We start from the raw sequence: 16,668 nt of genomic DNA, 5'->3' as shown, positions 1-16,668 counted from the left end.
GTAATTGTAAAACAAACATACTTTCCGTCTTGATTCTTATAACTTGATTCTAATTTTAAACAGATGAAACAATCGATGATGATAATTTTTATGGCTATTGTAATGGTAGTCTTTGGAACTGTTGCCTGGTACATACACAGCAGAGGTGCTCAAGCGCTGGCGGGGAATAGTATGCTATCCGTTTTTAGCTGGATATTTTGGCTTTTAATAGCCACATTTTTTGTAGGTCAAATATTGGAACGTGGCGAGCCAGGCGTAATGGCTACCATTATAAGTAGAACGGGTTCGGTTGGCTTAGCCTTCTTTTTATATATGCTTTTATTTGTTCTGTTTGTAGATTTTGTAAGGGTATTTCAACATTATTTTCACTTTATTCCCACTTCACTTACTTCAGGAATTCTATCGGGAAAAATGCTCTTTATTTATGGACTTATACTAACTACAACAATCACAATCGGAGGTTTTATAAATGCACACAACCCAATTGTAAAAGAAATCAATTTAGAAATTAGTAAAAAGGATTCTAAACGTGATTCTCTAAAAGTAATACTGGCAACTGATGTTCATTTAGGAGTGATGTTAGGCAGGAATCATGCTCAAAAACTAGTGCGACAAATAAATGCTCAAAAGCCAGACATCGTTCTGTTTGGTGGTGATTTAGTAGACCACAATCCAAGTCCTGTAATGAAATACGATATGGGTACTTATATCGAGAAAATAAATGCGCCACTTGGAGTATACGCAGTGACCGGAAACCATGAATTTATGGGAAAGCCTGATGTTACCATCGATTATTTTACCAAACATAGCGTTACCTATATTCGAGATACAATACTAGATATCGATGGAATCGTACAAATTTTAGGTCGTGACGATAGAGATAAAAGTCAATTTACTGAAAAGGCTAGGAAGAGCATTGATGAAATAATGAACACTAGTGCGTCCAATCTACCTTTATTGCTTGTCGATCATCAACCCGTTGAATATGATACAGCTTCGAAAAATGGTGTGGATTTAATGATGTCCGGTCACACACACAAAGGACAATTGTGGCCACTTTCTTTTATAACGAATTGGGTCTACGAAAATGATTTTGGCTTGATGAAAAAAGCAAATACTTGGTTTTATACTTCATCGGGTTATGGAACATGGGGACCGCCAGTACGAACAGGAAACAGACCCGAATTAGTTGTTTTTAATCTTTCTTTGAAATAAGAGCTGAGGTTTATGCACGAATAGGAAGCTAATACTTTTTTTCAAGAGGTGAAAAATCTTGTACTAAATGATGTCGGGTTTGGGAGGAAAGTCCAAACTCGACATTATTTGTTTATCAATTACAAGGCTACTTTTTAAATGTCATTCTTTAGTTTGCCTTCAAAGCAATCCGTTCTCTTTCTATATCGATGCTTATAACTCTTACTTTAAGTGGATCTCCCTTTGCTAGTTGCTCCGATTCCTCAGGCAAATCTGATGTGTGAACAAGCACTGAAAGATCACCTTCAAGTTTTAGAAAAATACCAAAATGGGTAAATGAATCAACGATTCCGGTAATGCGATCGTTTACCTGATACTTTTTTGCAAATTGCTCCCAGGGGTTTGGTTGGCATTGCTTTATGCCCAGCGTCATTCTGTATCTTTCTTCCTGAACATCCAATACCATTACCTCTATTGTATCTCCTATATTCACGATACGGGAAGGATGTATATTTCGATCCGTCCAATGCATATCCGAAACCAAAACCAATCCCTCTATATCTTTCTCAAGAAGTACAATACAGCCATAATCGACTATCTTAGTTACCGAGCCTTTTACCCGTTTCCCTTCCGGATAACGAGTCGAAATTCCTTTCCAGGGATTGTCTTTACATTGTTTCAAACCTAGGCTTATGAACTTCTTCTCTTCGTTTACTTCCAAGATCATAACCTCAATTGTATCCTCATGATTAACAAAGTCGCAGGGCTTTAAGTTGCTCGTGATCCAGGCCATATCCTTAAGATGCAATAATCCCGAAATACCTTCCTCCATTTCAATAGAACAAGCATATTCCAGCATTTTTATAATCCTGCCAGTTTGTATTGTTCCTTCTTTATACCGAGATGCTATGTTTTGCCAAGTCGTCATTTTAATCATTTTGGATGGTACTAATTATTTTCTCTTTTTACAGATGCCAGCAAATATAGCTATTTTGAGCCTTACAGAATCAATCTGCAGAACATGCTACGGGTAAATTACCGAAACAACTTTCCATTCAGCCATTATTTTTTTTATTCTACTTGTCACACTTCGTATCTTCCTATAGTCTAATAAATAGAAGACGTATTAAAAACACGAATTAACAGACAAGATGAAAAAGAGAAACGTAATCGGATTAATCCTTGCAGGCCTTGTGATTATTCCAACGATAGCCTTTGTGGCGCTAACACCAAACGAGGAGTATGTTCAAATTGCAGATCCGGTAATTTACAATGTGGACTCAACAAACACCAAACAACGCCCTTTTATTGTGGATAAAAAAGAGTATCCATTTAAGAGTAATTGGTTCGAACGCAATGGAACATCTATGCATTATATCGATGAGGGAGAAGGAATTCCTGTTGTATTGTGCCATGGAAATCCGGATTGGTCTTTCCTTTATCGAAACATTATTAAGGAACTTTCGGGAGAGTGCAGATTGATTGCTTACGATTTACCGGGTTTTGGTTTTTCTGATACACCCGATAATTTCAATTTCACACCACAAGAGCATGCCGAATGGGTAAATGCCTTGATTATGGAGCATTTAAAGCTTGATAAATTTATTATTGTGGTTCAGGATTGGGGTGGACCGATAGGCTTAACTGTTGCGACTAATAATGCCGATCATGTATTGGGAACCGTAATCAGTAATACTTGGGCCTGGAAAGTTGATGGAGGCATAAAGAACTTCTCTTATGTAATGAGAACACCAATGGCGGAAAGATTGGTGATGAATCAAAACTATTTTGCCACCAATTTAATGAAAGATGCACTTCCAATTGAGATGCAAGAGAACAAAGCAATAACTGAAGCTTACAAAATGGCATTCCCAACTAAAGAATCAAGATTAGGGACCATTGTCTTCCCACAGCAAATTACCATAGCTTCTGATTGGTTAGGAGAACTGGAATCTCGTTTGCCTAGCCTATCCGATAAGCCTGTTGAGTTTATTTTTGGTCAGTTGGATTTTACTGTGGGTGCGCCTGATGTGATTGAAAAATGGAAATCGATTTACCCTCATGCACCAGTAAAATTACTGCCTGATGCCAACCATTTTACTCAGGAAGATAGTCCGGAGAGTTTTGTGGTATCCATTCGAAGAATTTTAAAGCAAGTAGAGTAATTATTCATTAAAATACTACATATGAGATTTAGTCCTGAAAGTAAATTCGTTTGTCCTAAGCCTAAAGGGCAAGAATTGCTTGTCCCTGCTCCCTTTAGGGTTGGGGTAGTCAGGGATAAGCAATTTGTATGCTGGTACTTTAACAGATAAGAAAAAAATAAAAACAATCTAGAAAATAATAAAAATGAATAAAGAATTAGCATTTGAACCAGCAGTTGTTGGAGGCATTGAAGTAAAAAACAGAATTTTTCGATCTGCTACACAGGAAATCATGCCTATTGATGGAAAACCAAGTCCCCGTATGTTTAAAATGTACGAAGACCTATGTGAAGGAGAAGTTGGATTAATTATAACGGGTGCGTCTGCTTTTTCAAACTTAGACCATTATCCAGGTCAGATTACAGATATGAAGAGTGGTCATATTGCTGAATTAAAGAAGTTGACCGATTCGGTTCATCAGTATGGAACAAAGATTGTTGCTCAAATCTATTACGCCGCAGCCCAATTGTTTTTTAATCCGGAAGCTCCAGTTTACGGACCTTCGGAATATGTTGATCCTGTATCGGGATTAACAGCTACGGCCTTAACGAAAGAGCAAATTAGCTTGCTGGTTAAAGAATTTGGACAGGCTGCCTTTGTTGCCAAGGAAGCAGGTTTCGATGGCGTTCAACTTCATGGTGCGCACGGATATGTATTCGACAAATTCCTGGATCCTACCTATAACACCCGTACGGATGAATATGGTGGAGATTTTGAGAACAGAATTCGATTTCTTACGGAGGTTATTGAGGAAATCAAAAGCAGATGTGGTAAAGACTATCCTCTTTGGATTAAATTAACCTGCTCGGACTTCCTTCCGGAAAATAAAGGAATAACAGTAGAAGATTTTCTAGCTGTTGGTGTAGCAATTTCTAAAAAAGGAATAGATGCCATCGAAGTAAGTGGTGGTTCAATGACAGGAACTTATTCTCCCTTAAGATCTAAAAAGCACGCAGCTTTTCATCTAGAGGAAGCTAAAAGATTAACAGAAAAGGTAGATGCTTCTGTAATTGCAGTTGGTGGTTTTAGAGAGATCGATGTGGTAGAATCTGCTTTGGCAGAGACAAAAATTGATGCCGTCTCAATCGGACGCGCTTTAGTTCGAGAACCCAAGTTGATTAAAAGATGGATGAATGGCGATCGCAGTAAAGCAACATGTATTGCATGTAACGGCTGTTTTAATCCTAATGGAGTTCAATGTTTTTTCGATTTAACCAAAGAGGAGCAAGAAAAACAACGTCCAATGATGGAGATGATGAGAGCTAAAGATTAGTTTTACTATAAAACTAATCTTCTGAATTAACTACAATAATTATAAAGCTAGCGAATGCTAGCTTTTTTTAATATCCAATCAATAGCGTCCTAAACGTTTTTACTATGTCCGTATAAATCATTAATATAGTGATGTTTAATGCTTGTATTAGAATGATCGGGTTGTTTTTGTCAGCACCTTAGGAATTGGCATTTTATTAACTATTTTTTGTTTAACGAAGGCTTTAGAAAGACCGGGAAGTTGATCCCGATATAGAATTTGTAAGTATTTGTTTTTACAAATACAACAAAATTCATTTTCGGGAGAAAATCACCCGGACGCACTTAAGTCTGAGGCAAATAAGAAAGATATTTAATAAGTAGCCTTGATTTTTTTTGCTTCGTTTTTTGGATCAAGCAAAAAAAATGAAGTCGGGTTTGGGCGGAAGCCCAATTGTTAAAATCATTTAGGACAAGATTGATATCCAATAAATGTTCCTTCATACTAGCATGGTAAAATCAACCATTTTCTTTTTTTATCCATCTCCTTTATTTTTATACTTGAATCATGAAATAGAAAAAAGTACTTATGAGAGATTTTGCAACCATCGATTTTGAAACCGCTAATAAAAATGCCAGCAGTGTATGTGCTGTTGGTGTAGTTGTGGTAAAAAATGGAGAAATTACCGATCAATTTTATCGTTTAATTCAACCCGAACCAAATTACTACAACTATTGGAATACAAAATGCCATGGAATTACTGCAAGTAATACCGATAATGCTTTAATTTTTCCGGCCATTTGGAAAGATATTGAACCACTTATAAAGGGATTACCCCTTATTGCTCATAATAGTAGTTTTGATGAAACTTGCTTGAAAAACGTTTTTCGTACCTATCAAATGGATTATCCTAATTACAAGTTTCATTGTACTTTAAAAGCTTCTAGAAAACACTTCCCCGATCTTCCCAACCATCAATTGCATACCGTATCAAAACATTGTGGTTACGAAATGCGTAATCATCATGAAGCCTTAGACGATGCCTACGCTTGTGCTATTATTGCAATAAAATTATTTGTAAAACCTAAGCAATTAGTAAACTACAAATTAGATCTTTAAATTATTTAGACAATACTCTAAACAAAACAACTATTTATTTTTTTGTGTTCATTCGAAGCTGATAATCCCAATCTAATTCTACTTTTAAAGCTTCAAAAACATTGAAAACAATCGGACAAATTTCATAGTTTCGAAGTGCTCCATATGTTTTTGTAATAAACTGATCTTCGTCCAAATTAGGATAGGATCTGCATTCTTCCGGTCTATTGGAGTAATCGGTACATTTCTTGTCCTTATGAAATTTGCAAGAGATACTCTCCAAATACATAAACGCCTCAATATCTTTATCTTCAACAAACTTACTTAGTTCTTTATAGCTTGCAATAGGACGTAGATTCTGACAACAGTTACCGCAATCAACACAACTAATTTTGATGGTAAACTCTTTATAAAGACGATGAACAATCTCATCAATTCTTATGGCATTCTGCCCTTTTAAATAAGTCTGAAACGAGATATTTTCCGCACTTTTTTGTTTCGCTATTTGTCCTATTTTTTTAAGGTCTAATTCAATTTTCATAGGTTTATTGTTTTGAACAAGGCTGGTGTACAATGCCTGATGAAACATCGCTGCAAATGCGACCACATCTGAATCATTGAAAAAAGGCGTTTTTATCCACACTTGTAAAATAACAACACCTTCCCTATAAACCTATCTGTTAATTGTTGAGTGAACTTGTATTTTCGAAGCGCAAATGTAGCTATTGTATTAGTAGAAATGCTTCGCGAATTCATAATTGTAATTCGAAAATCATATTTATTTACTTCCGATGCTTTTCCAATCGCAAGTTTCTCCAACAATAACAAGAAATAATTCCTCCACCTTCACAAAAAAAATAAAACTCCATCTGCTTTACTTAATCAAAATCACAAAAAAAACTTTCCCTTATTTGTCAAATAATAGTCTCATCCACTTTTCTCAAACAATAAAACCCTAAGTGATTGTATATTAGAGATACTAGAACACAAGAAAAAAATCACATTACTGAAAAATATCCCTCATCCATCTACAATTATCAATTTATCCAAATGAAAATCAAGCACTTCCACTGTAGGATATCTGCCCTTGTAAAATCAATTTAAAAGAGTAGGAAGTCTTTAAATCCATTTATTTAGTTTATTTTTATTACGTCTAAATCCGAATTAGAATAAAAAGAATACGATTACGGCAACAAAACCGTGCTAATAAACGAAATAACTTACTCTTTATTAAGAGTAAAATAAATTAACCAGAGCAATAAAATATGAGTACAAATTTTTCTGAATACATAAAGGCTTTCGAAAAAACACTTAAAGATGCATTTCACGAACGCGACGACATTAACCAATTTAGTTCGCAACGTGGTTTACCTCCTTTGGTTATGAGAGAAGTTATGTCTGGAAATCCTTTATCGGTAGCAATACCTGAAAGTTATGGCGGTCGCGGTATTAAAGTAAAAGAATGTTTGGGGGTTTTGGCTTCGGCAGCCTACGAATCTCTTCCCTTATCGCTTACCTTTGGAATTAACATCGGTCTTTTTCTTGAACCCGTTGCCAAATATGCCAACGAAATTGTAAAAAAGGACATTTTCCAACGCTTTTTAAACAAGCAAAACATGGGCGGTTTAATGATTACCGAACCTGAATATGGAAGTGGAGCTTTAAACATGCAAACTGCCTATACCGAAGAAAATGACAAATTTCATATTAAAGGAACCAAGCATTGGCAAGGTCTTACTGGTTTAGCCGATTACTGGTTAATTACCTCACGTCAGCAAAAGCAAGATGGGCAATTGGGAAGAGATATTGACTTTTTTATTTGTGATGTAACTCAAGAAAACCAAAAGGTTGTTGTGGAAGAATACTACGATAATCTGGGTTTATACATGATTCCTTACGGAAAAAACAAATTAGATTTACAAATTCCAAAACAATACAAACTCCAACCCGAAACAACAGGAATTAAAATGATGCTGGATATTTTACATCGTAGCAGAATGCAATTTCCCGGAATGGGACTAGGTTTTATTAAGAGAATGATGGATGAAGCTTTGGATCAATGTAAAAATAGAATTGTTGCAGGAAAGAGTTTAATCTCCTACGATCAGGTTCAATTTCAAATTTCTAAAATTCAGAGTGCCTTTACTATTTGCTCGGCATTTTGTTCCCGAAGCAGTACAAAAAGCAGCATCGATAACGACCTTTCATCAGATGGAATTGAGGCCAATAGTGTTAAAACTATTGTAACTGACTTAATGCAAGAGGCTGCTCAAACACTTGTTCAACTATCTGGTGCTAAAGGATATCGATTAAGTCATATTGGAGGTAGAGGAATTGTAGATAGTCGTCCATTTCAAATTTTCGAAGGTGCAAACGAAATGCTCTACACCCAAATTTCCGAAATGGTGCTAAAGTTAATGAAGAAGAAAAAGGAATTAAACTTGTTTCAATTTCTAAAAAACTTCGATATTACAAGTAAAGCATCGGAATACTTTAAGAAACAAACCAATTTCTCGTTAAACACAGATTTACCACAACGTAGATTAGTTGACTTAGGAAAAGCTATCTCAAAAGTTGTAACTGCAGGCTTTGTAATCGATCTGGGAGAAAAAGGGTTCCGAAAAGATTTAATCGAAAACTGTTTAGCTTCTCTTCAGCAAGATATTAGTAACGTAATTTATTCCTATAATAACTACAGTAAAATTTCTAGTGTTGATGAATATGAAGATGGAAGTTCTTGGTTAGAATTCTCTTAAAAAATTAAAACAATTACAGGAAAGAAGGCCGTTTCATTAATTTTATTGAAACGGCCTTCTTCTCTTTCTTCCACTATCCCAAAAGAATACCAATTGATTCAATCCTCGCATTGGTTGATAAAAACAGCCAGTTCATTGATTACTTTTTAAATTAAAAACAAAATCTCATTCCTTAGCATTCAATTAATAAAACGAAAACAATTTAATATCATCAACTTATGAAATCGAAAATAAAAAGATTTGCTAGCGTAGGGCTAATAGTCGCAATGAGTTTTTTAGGAGCTAATATGCTTCATGCACAACAAGGACCTCCTCCAATTCCTACCAGCACAGAAATTAAGAAAACAGTAACCGACTTATCCAACACATTGGAGCTGACTGATGTACAAAGCAAAGAAGTATTTGACCTATACACAGCCCATTTTAAGGAGGTATCCAATAAAATGGAATCATCAAGACCATCCAGAAAAGAGATGGAAGCTCTTCAATCGAAATTTGAAAAAGAGGTAAAAGCAGTTTTAACTACCGAACAACAAAAAAAGTACGAAACTTATTTGAAAGAGAACCAACCCAAACAAGGTGGTCCGCAACAAAGACGTTAAAAAAGAATAGTAGTAGTGTGCTATTTACCAGAACTACCCCATGTGGGTGTTCTGGTATTTTTTTTCCTCACTTTCTGTCTGTAAATCGTTTTGCCATTTTCGTTGATAAAATTAGCTAATTCGTTGATTCGAATTTCCTTCTTACAGAATATTCAGTTACTTTACTTATACAAAAGAAAAACATCAACTAAAACTAAGGCGATGGCTATAGAAAACATTAACGGATGTATAGGTTGCGGAATCTGCGTGCAGACCTGCCCTACAGATGTAATTCGTCTGGATCCGAAAACAAAAAAAGCGATTATAAAATATCCGGCAGACTGTCAAATCTGTCATTTATGTAGAATGTATTGTCCGGTAGATGCTATAAGCATTACACCAGAAAAATCGATACCAGTAATTGTTTCATGGGGGTAATTATGGAAAAACGAATTAGAAGATATAATATCATAGTGGCAAGCATCGTATTTATCGGCTTACCAATACTATTCTGGGCTTTGGGAGATTTTCCTCGAAGAAGTTCCCTTAAAGAAATACTGTCTGTTTTAACATTGGTAGCATTTAGTTTAATGCTAGGACAATTCTTTTTAGCCCGAAGCAACAAAAAAGTCCTAACCGGACATAAAATGAGCACAATAATCAAGTATCATAAATACATCGGATACATTTTCGTGTCCGTTCTATTACTTCATCCCTTTTTGCTCGTTTTACCTCGATATTTTGAATCGGGAGTGGAGCCAACAGATGCTTTTATCACCATTATTACTACCACAAACAGCATTGGAGTAGTACTCGGAATTATAGCCTATTGCTTGCTATTAATCTTAGGCCTCACCTCTATTTTTAGAAACCAACTAAAAATGAGCTACAAAACATGGAGAGTATTTCATGGAATTCTTTCTATCGTATTTATCGCTATAGCCACAATTCATGTAATTGATTTGGGAAGACATACAAACACAGCTATGATATCCTATTTCGTTACCCTTTCGGGGATTGGAATTTTCTTATTGCTAAGAACCTACATCTTAAAATCATCAGGAGGTACAAAATGACGAACGTGAATACTAAAAATGAAATGAGCCGTCGAAAATTTATGGGACTAGCAGGCGGAGCAATCGGCATGGCAACCCTTGCCTCGATGGGAATACCTGGCTGGGCCGCAAATAAAATAAAAATCGATCCTGAAAGTCTGGAATATCTCGAAAAAGAAACCGATGTATTGGTAATTGGTGGTGGAATGGCTGGACTATTCGCTGCAGTAAAAGCTCACGACGCAGGAGCAAAAGCACTAATGGTTTCGAAAGGCAGATTAGGTTCATCGGGACAAACCCCTTTCGCCAAAGGAATTTTTGCTTACGATCCAAGTACAGCTGCAATGACCTTAGATGAATTTACAGCCACAGTTTCCCGTTCGGCTTTAGGCAGTAACAATTCGGTGTACACCAAACAAATGGCAGAACATTCGTTAGCCAGAGTTAATGAGCTTAAAGATTGGGGATTTTTCGACTCTGCTCTTTACAACAAATCGTTTAGCAAACCAATAAATGAACGAAACATTCCTCTTTTGGAACGAATTGTAATTACGAATTTAATTAAAGAAAACGGGAAAATTGCCGGAGCCGCAGGCTTTAGTCTGGACGAAGAAAAGGTGTATATTTTTAAGGCAAAGAGTGTTATTCTATGCACCGGAGCCGGAGGTTTTAAACCGAATGGATTTCCAATCTGTGATTTAACTCACGATGGCACAATAATGGCCTACAATATCGGCGCCAAAGTTACAGGTAAAGAGTGGAACGATGGTCATCCCGGACAAGCAACAAATGCCGCCGCTTGTTACGACGGATGGCACGGAATGTTTGAGAGAAAACCTTCGGTGAATGGCATCGAAGTTCATCACGATTTAGGCGTTGACTTAAACTACATGGCCTATACCAATGGGAATCCCGTACAAATGGGACCTCCGGGTGCTGGTGAAAGTAATCCAATTTCTGGTGGACCCTACATTCCTGCCGAATTCAATCGCATGAGTAGCGATAAACCTAAAGATGGCCCTGAAGATGGAAAAAAACCACCAAGAGGTGAAAGACCAGAAAAAGGAGGAAAACCTGGTGAGGGCGACGCACCTCCGGGAATGGGTGGTACTTCTGTTGGAGGATCCTCTGCAGGCATGTCCATTCATAAATCGGAAGGACTGGTTCCTATTAATGACAAATGCGAATCAACCATTCCGGGCTTATATGCCGCTGGTGATGCACTAGGCTCTTACATGGCTGGAGCAATTTACACACAAATCGGCTCATCGTTGGCCGGATCTGCAGTACAAGGAGCAATTGCAGGCGAAGCAGCTGCAGTATATTCTGAAAGTGCGAACACTCCTGTAATTTCAAAAGCTAAAATAAAGGCATTACAAGAGGAAATGTTGGCACCTTTGCATCGGGAAGCTGGTTACAGTCCGGCATGGGTAACTCAAACACTACAAGGAATTATGATACCAAACTTTGTTTTGTATGTAAAAAAAGAGAGCATGCTAAAAGCCGCACTTGCTTATGTCGAAGAGTTACGCGATCATCACGCTCCAATGCTACGGGCGGCCGACTTGCATGAATTACGTTTGGTGCACGAAACAAAAAATATGATTGCTACTGCCGAAATGAAATTGAAAGCATCTATTCTTCGAAAAGAAAGTAGATGTAGTCACTATCGATTAGATTATCCGGAATTAGATAATGAAAACTGGCAAGCCTGGATCAATATATTTAAAGATGAAGAAGGAAATATGCAATTCGAAAAGCAAGCTTTTAACAGCTGGCCAAACGAGAATCTATTCCATCAAATTTAAATAGTTACCATTCCATTTTTATCAGGAAGTAACTCCATAAAATGAAGCTTTGTAGTCTGTCTTTCCTTATTCTAGCAATAGGGAAAGAAGACTACTCTTACTCCTGTAACAATGCATCCATCAAATTAGAGTAGCTGCTATTCTTTCCTTCTTTTGTCCCGTTTTACAAGCATACAATAACCGGAAAACAACATCTTTCCTACACACTAAAAAGAATTATTTGGACATTTTTACAGAAACAATTTATTTAACAACATGATCCTTACACAAAAAAAAGGCGAAAATCTAATCTATGCATTGCTATGGTTAATGGTTTTATCCCTGCCTGTTTTCACACTAAAAGGTGGAGATGAATTCAATTGGAACAGAGTTTTTCTGGAATGGATGCGTATCCTACCTTTTTTACTGATATTTATTATCAACAACAGCCTATTGGCTCCCAAACTACTTTTTAAGCAAAAGCTAATCGGCTATTCAATCTCAATATTAGCAATCGTTATTTTGTTTTCTATTTTTAACAATTTACCCCAAATAGCACACGATTTTCTATTTCAAAAACTCGGGCCAGGACTAGAAGGAAATCCAATGCACCCTGGAAGACCAATATCTCCTGATTCGATGGGTGCGTTTCCCGAACCGCCACCCTTTGGCAGGCATCCACAAATGGGAGCAGATAAACCTTTTAGCTACCTCATTTTCGAGAACATGATTATTTCCTTTTTGGTTGTTGGCTTTAATAATGCAATAAAACTAGGAATTCGCCGACAAAAAGAGGAATTGCAACGCGAAGAGAAAGAAAAAATTCATTTGGAAACAGAACTCTCTTTTTTGAGAACCCAAATTAGTCCTCATTTTTTTATGAATACCCTAAATAATATTCATGCATTAATAGAAATGGATCAGGTACAAGCTCAAAAATCGGTAATTGAACTATCGAAACTCATGCGGTACCTGCTTAATGAATCGCAACAGGGAACAGCTACAATTAAGGCCGAATTTGAATTCTTGAACTCCTATATTGATTTGATGCGAATTAGATATACAGATAAAGTTAAAATTGACATCAATCTTGACATCAAGGAAAAACATCGTAAGATTCCCTCCCTTCTCTTTATCTCATTAGTAGAAAATGCTTTTAAATATGGAGTTAGTTATTCTCAAGATTCGTATATTTCAATTCACGCAAAACAAGATCAAGAACAATTATCTTTCGAAATTAAAAATAGCATATCAAGCAAATCGAATACCGAAAAAGGTACTGGACTTGGTTTGGTAAATCTGCAAAAGCAGCTAAATATTCTATTTAAAGGAGAAGAAAGCTTCGAAATTATCGAAAGTGAAAATGAATATCAGGTAAAACTTATAATACCTTTACAAGATGATTAACTGCATAGCCATAGACGATGAACCATTAGCACTAAAACAAATCTCGAATTACATCGAGAAAACTGCTTTTCTAAATTTATTGTCGGGTTTCGACAATGCCATGGATGCCTTACAGTTTATAGCTAAAAATGAAGTTGACCTGATATTTTTGGACATTCATATGCCCGATTTAAATGGAATGGATATGGCTAAATCGCTAACAAACGGGCCAAAAATCATATTTACAACCGCCTACAGCGAATATGCACTCGACGGATTTAAGGTGGACGCACTTGATTATATTTTAAAGCCTTTAGACTATACTACCTTTTTAAAATCGGCCTTAAAAGCTCAGTCTCACTTCGAACGCACACCAACAAAAACAGAAAATCTGCAAGCAAACTCCGATCATTTATTCATTAAATCGGAATACAAAATCATCCGAATCGAAATCGAAAACATTCTTTATATTGAAGGAATGCGGGAGTATGTGCGCATTCATCTCGAAAATGCAAAACCTTTGATGACCTTAATTAGCATGAAAAAGATCGAAGAAAAACTACCTTCTTCCTCTTTTATGCGAGTGCATCGCTCCTACATTGTGAACCTAAAAAAAATAGCTACTATTGAGCGAAACCGAATAATCTTTAATGATGTTTACATTCCGGTAAGCGATCAATACAAAGAAAAATTCCAGAAATTTATCGATGAGAATTTCTTGATATAAAAAGCATTCTACCACTTCTTATTACAGCCATTTTTTCTAAATAAATCGATGCTTCCTCGGTAAAAGCATCGAAATTGCAACAAAACACACTAGAATATTTACTTATTCCTCCTTCCGAAACACCCACTCACCTCCTACTACATTACCCGTAAACAGAAAGAAATCAACCATTAAACATTGTCATTTCGAAAGAATTGGAAACAATAGCTTATCCAATTCTCCATTCGTAGATAAAATATGCCCGTTGGTTGATTCCTTTTCCATAACAAGCCAATTCGTAATATTTTTGACACATAATCATTAACGATAAGGCATATGAACACTCCTTCTTTTGACAGTATAACATTAGGCGAAATGGATCAGGTAAAGCTGATGAACAGAACCGATCAAAAATTCTGGTTTCACAGCGACAACCTACCCGACTTACTTGAGATGGTGAAAGATGATTATTTTCTTTTGCACATTGAAGGAGAAAATAAATTGCCCTATGCAACTACCTATTTCGATACGGAGAACAACAGAATGTTTGCCGCTCATCACAATGGAAAATTAAACCGTTTCAAAATCAGGAAAAGAAGCTACGTGAATTCGGGCATCAGTTTTTTGGAAAGTAAATTCAAAAACAACAAAGGCAGAACCATAAAAAAAAGGATTCCATGTGCACACAATAATAATTTTACCACTACCGAAGCTCAATTTATAAACACTTACACTCCCTTTACCACAAGCGAACTAATTCCCTCTTTAATCAACCGTTTTTCACGTTTGACTTTAGTAAATAAGAATTTTAAAGAAAGATGTACTATCGATTTGGACATTGAATTTGAAAAATCTCATAAAACGATCTCTCTCGAAAAACTGGTAATTGTAGAAATTAAATCGGATGGAAAATCGAATGCCTCACCACTAGGCTTGGCACTTCGAGAAAATAGAATTAAAACCAATGGTTTCAGTAAATATTGCATTGGCAGAAGCATTACCGACCCACAATTAAAACGAAATGCCTTCAAACAAAAAATAAGAACTATTCAAAAAGTAACCCAAACAAGTATTCATCTAATTTAAATAAGCATGCTCGATTTACTCCAAATTTCAGACACCATAACCAACACAATTCCAACTATTACGGATGTTGTTGCCTGGGAAGAAGAATTGCGTTTTTTAGGAATAAAAATTATTAACGTAGGCGATTTTATAGAACTTATTGTTCGTTTTTCTTTTAATACCGCTTTAATTTTTATGGTAACCCATGGCATGTATGCCAAAAATAGCAGTCGAAAAGATTTCTATTTCAGCTACTTGGCTATTGGCGTAATTGTATTCCTTCTTTGTTTCCTTTTAAATAGTGTAAAACTTGAATTGGGATTTGCCTTAGGACTGTTCGCTATTTTCGGAATTATTCGTTACCGAACCGATGCTATTCCCATTAAGGAAATGACCTACCTATTCATCATTATCGGAATATCAGTAATGAATGCCCTTTCGAACAAGAAAGTAAGTTATGCAGAGCTGATGCTAACCAACTCGCTGATTATCGCGGGCCTTTGGTTTCTTGAAAAAAGACTGATGCTGAAGCAAGAAAAATCAATCAAACTTATTTACGAAAAAATTGAATACATCCACCAAAACAAGCACGAAGAGATGCTGTTGGATTTTCACGAGAGAACAGGGATTAATATCTCGAGATACGAAATTGAAAGAATCGATTTCCTAAAAGATGTTGCCGAAATAACCATTTATTACAATGTAAACGGACAATAAGAAGTAAACCGCTAAAAATTTACCTATGAAACGTCCATGTACAAAGCTTTCTACACACAGGGAGATGATTATTCCGGCATGGTAAGTTCCATATGACAAAAACTTAAAATTATAATCATATGAAACGTCCATGTACAAAGCTTTCTACACACAGGGAGATGATTATTCCAGCATGGTAAGTTCCATATGGCAAAAACTTAAAATTATAATCATATGAAAAAACAAATAAAAAAAATACCCTACCTCCTATTATTCCTGCTGGTTTTTACCAGTTCGGCAAAAGCTCAGGAGGTTGAAAATGATTTTCAAAGCAGAACATCCTTTACTTTGAGTACAAAACTGCTTAAAAATTTAAAACTGAATGTAACACCCGAACTCCGATTCGACGACAGTTTTGCATTAGACAAATACCTATTGGAAACAAAGCTTTCCTATGATTTAAGCAAGGAATTTTCATTAGGTGCTGCCTATCGATATTATGCCAACAAAAGAGAAAGTAAAAGCACCGAATACGATAACCGATTTACATTCAGTGCTAAATACGAAAAATCATTTCACCGATTCGAACCATCGCTAAAGCTTAGCTACACCAACGACTCGGATGATGACTCGAATAGTAATTTGCTACGCTACAAAACCGAAGTAAAATACAACATTAAAAAAAGTAAAATCAGTCCTTTTGCAGGAGTGGAAGCATTTCAGGAAGTAAGTGGCGGCGATTTAAGCAAAATGAGATATTTTCTTGGTCTTGACTACAAAATTTGCAAGAAAAATTACATCGAAGCAAGCTACAAATACGATTATTTCATCAATGAATTTAAGAACAGACACATTCTTAGTCTTGGCTACAAATTAAAACTTTAAAAT

At 36.1% G+C, this 16,668-nt stretch carries 16 protein-coding genes; 14 read left to right on the top strand and 2 right to left on the bottom strand.

Annotation, left to right across the window (positions count from 1 at the left end; genetic code table 11):
* Positions 1 to 63 precede the first annotated feature (63 nt).
* The gene (locus BZG02_RS13490; RefSeq protein ID WP_101261966.1) at positions 64 to 1,215 is read left to right on the top strand and encodes a metallophosphoesterase; all 1,152 of its coding nucleotides are present in this window, start codon (positions 64 to 66) and stop codon (positions 1,213 to 1,215) included.
* Positions 1,216 to 1,363: 148 nt separating this feature from the next.
* Here the strand turns inward: BZG02_RS13490 and BZG02_RS13485 are convergent, their stop codons facing one another.
* Entirely contained in the window at positions 1,364 to 2,122 is a 759-nt protein-coding gene (locus BZG02_RS13485; RefSeq protein ID WP_180335727.1) for a S1 RNA-binding domain-containing protein, read from the bottom strand.
* Positions 2,123 to 2,345: 223 nt separating this feature from the next.
* Here BZG02_RS13485 and BZG02_RS13480 point away from each other — a divergent pair, with 223 nt between their 5' ends.
* From BZG02_RS13480 to BZG02_RS13470, 3 genes are all read left to right on the top strand, one after another.
* Positions 2,346 to 3,359: an alpha/beta fold hydrolase gene (locus BZG02_RS13480; protein WP_101261964.1), complete on the top strand. Its 1,014-nt coding sequence runs from the start codon at positions 2,346 to 2,348 to the stop codon at positions 3,357 to 3,359.
* A gap of 184 nt (positions 3,360 to 3,543) precedes the next feature.
* Entirely contained in the window at positions 3,544 to 4,671 is a 1,128-nt protein-coding gene (locus BZG02_RS13475; protein ID WP_101261963.1) for an NADH:flavin oxidoreductase, read from the top strand.
* A 567-nt stretch (positions 4,672 to 5,238) separates the two neighbouring features.
* Entirely contained in the window at positions 5,239 to 5,769 is a 531-nt protein-coding gene (locus BZG02_RS13470; protein WP_101261962.1) for an exonuclease domain-containing protein, read from the top strand.
* Positions 5,770 to 5,803: 34 nt separating this feature from the next.
* Here the strand turns inward: BZG02_RS13470 and BZG02_RS13465 are convergent, their stop codons facing one another.
* The gene (locus BZG02_RS13465) at positions 5,804 to 6,289 is read right to left on the bottom strand and encodes a YkgJ family cysteine cluster protein (protein ID WP_180335726.1); all 486 of its coding nucleotides are present in this window, start codon (positions 6,287 to 6,289) and stop codon (positions 5,804 to 5,806) included.
* 724 nt (positions 6,290 to 7,013) lie between these two features.
* Here BZG02_RS13465 and BZG02_RS13460 point away from each other — a divergent pair.
* The 10 genes from BZG02_RS13460 to BZG02_RS13415 all read left to right on the top strand — a co-directional run bounded on the left by BZG02_RS13460 (position 7,014) and on the right by BZG02_RS13415 (position 16,665).
* Positions 7,014 to 8,504 carry an acyl-CoA dehydrogenase family protein gene (locus BZG02_RS13460; protein WP_101261960.1) on the top strand — a complete coding sequence of 497 codons (1,491 nt, stop codon included), beginning with the start codon at positions 7,014 to 7,016 and terminating at the stop codon, positions 8,502 to 8,504.
* Positions 8,505 to 8,722: 218 nt separating this feature from the next.
* On the top strand, positions 8,723 to 9,106 hold the full coding sequence (locus tag BZG02_RS13455; RefSeq protein ID WP_143470473.1) for a hypothetical protein: 384 nt from the start codon (positions 8,723 to 8,725) through the stop codon (positions 9,104 to 9,106).
* 90 nt (positions 9,107 to 9,196) lie between these two features.
* The gene (locus tag BZG02_RS13450) at positions 9,197 to 9,523 is read left to right on the top strand and encodes a 4Fe-4S dicluster domain-containing protein (RefSeq protein WP_425432622.1); all 327 of its coding nucleotides are present in this window, start codon (positions 9,197 to 9,199) and stop codon (positions 9,521 to 9,523) included.
* Between the two features lie 2 nt (positions 9,524 to 9,525).
* Positions 9,526 to 10,161, top strand: a complete 636-nt coding sequence (locus BZG02_RS13445) for a ferric reductase-like transmembrane domain-containing protein (protein WP_180335725.1) — start codon at positions 9,526 to 9,528, stop codon at positions 10,159 to 10,161.
* 5 nt (positions 10,162 to 10,166) lie between these two features.
* Positions 10,167 to 11,948: an FAD-dependent oxidoreductase gene (locus tag BZG02_RS13440; RefSeq protein ID WP_218972240.1), complete on the top strand. Its 1,782-nt coding sequence runs from the start codon at positions 10,167 to 10,169 to the stop codon at positions 11,946 to 11,948.
* A gap of 255 nt (positions 11,949 to 12,203) precedes the next feature.
* Positions 12,204 to 13,334 (top strand): sensor histidine kinase, encoded by a 1,131-nt coding sequence (locus BZG02_RS13435; protein ID WP_101261955.1) that lies wholly within the window; start codon positions 12,204 to 12,206, stop codon positions 13,332 to 13,334.
* Positions 13,327 to 14,040: a LytR/AlgR family response regulator transcription factor gene (locus BZG02_RS13430; RefSeq protein WP_101261954.1), complete on the top strand. Its 714-nt coding sequence runs from the start codon at positions 13,327 to 13,329 to the stop codon at positions 14,038 to 14,040. Before BZG02_RS13435 ends, BZG02_RS13430 begins: the two co-directional genes overlap by 8 nt.
* Positions 14,041 to 14,355: 315 nt before the next feature.
* Positions 14,356 to 15,105, top strand: a complete 750-nt coding sequence (locus BZG02_RS13425; RefSeq protein WP_101261953.1) for a polyphosphate polymerase domain-containing protein — start codon at positions 14,356 to 14,358, stop codon at positions 15,103 to 15,105.
* A gap of 6 nt (positions 15,106 to 15,111) precedes the next feature.
* Entirely contained in the window at positions 15,112 to 15,801 is a 690-nt protein-coding gene (locus BZG02_RS13420) for a DUF4956 domain-containing protein (protein WP_101261952.1), read from the top strand.
* A 213-nt stretch (positions 15,802 to 16,014) separates the two neighbouring features.
* On the top strand, positions 16,015 to 16,665 hold the full coding sequence (locus tag BZG02_RS13415) for a DUF2490 domain-containing protein (RefSeq protein ID WP_101261951.1): 651 nt from the start codon (positions 16,015 to 16,017) through the stop codon (positions 16,663 to 16,665).
* Positions 16,666 to 16,668 lie beyond the last annotated feature (3 nt).

The sequence above is a fragment of the Labilibaculum filiforme genome (assembly GCF_002843315.1).
GTDB lineage: Bacteria > Bacteroidota > Bacteroidia > Bacteroidales > Marinifilaceae > Labilibaculum > Labilibaculum filiforme.
The sequence above is the reverse complement of the archived record's forward strand: the minus strand, read 5'-3'. Positions and strand labels throughout refer to the sequence as shown.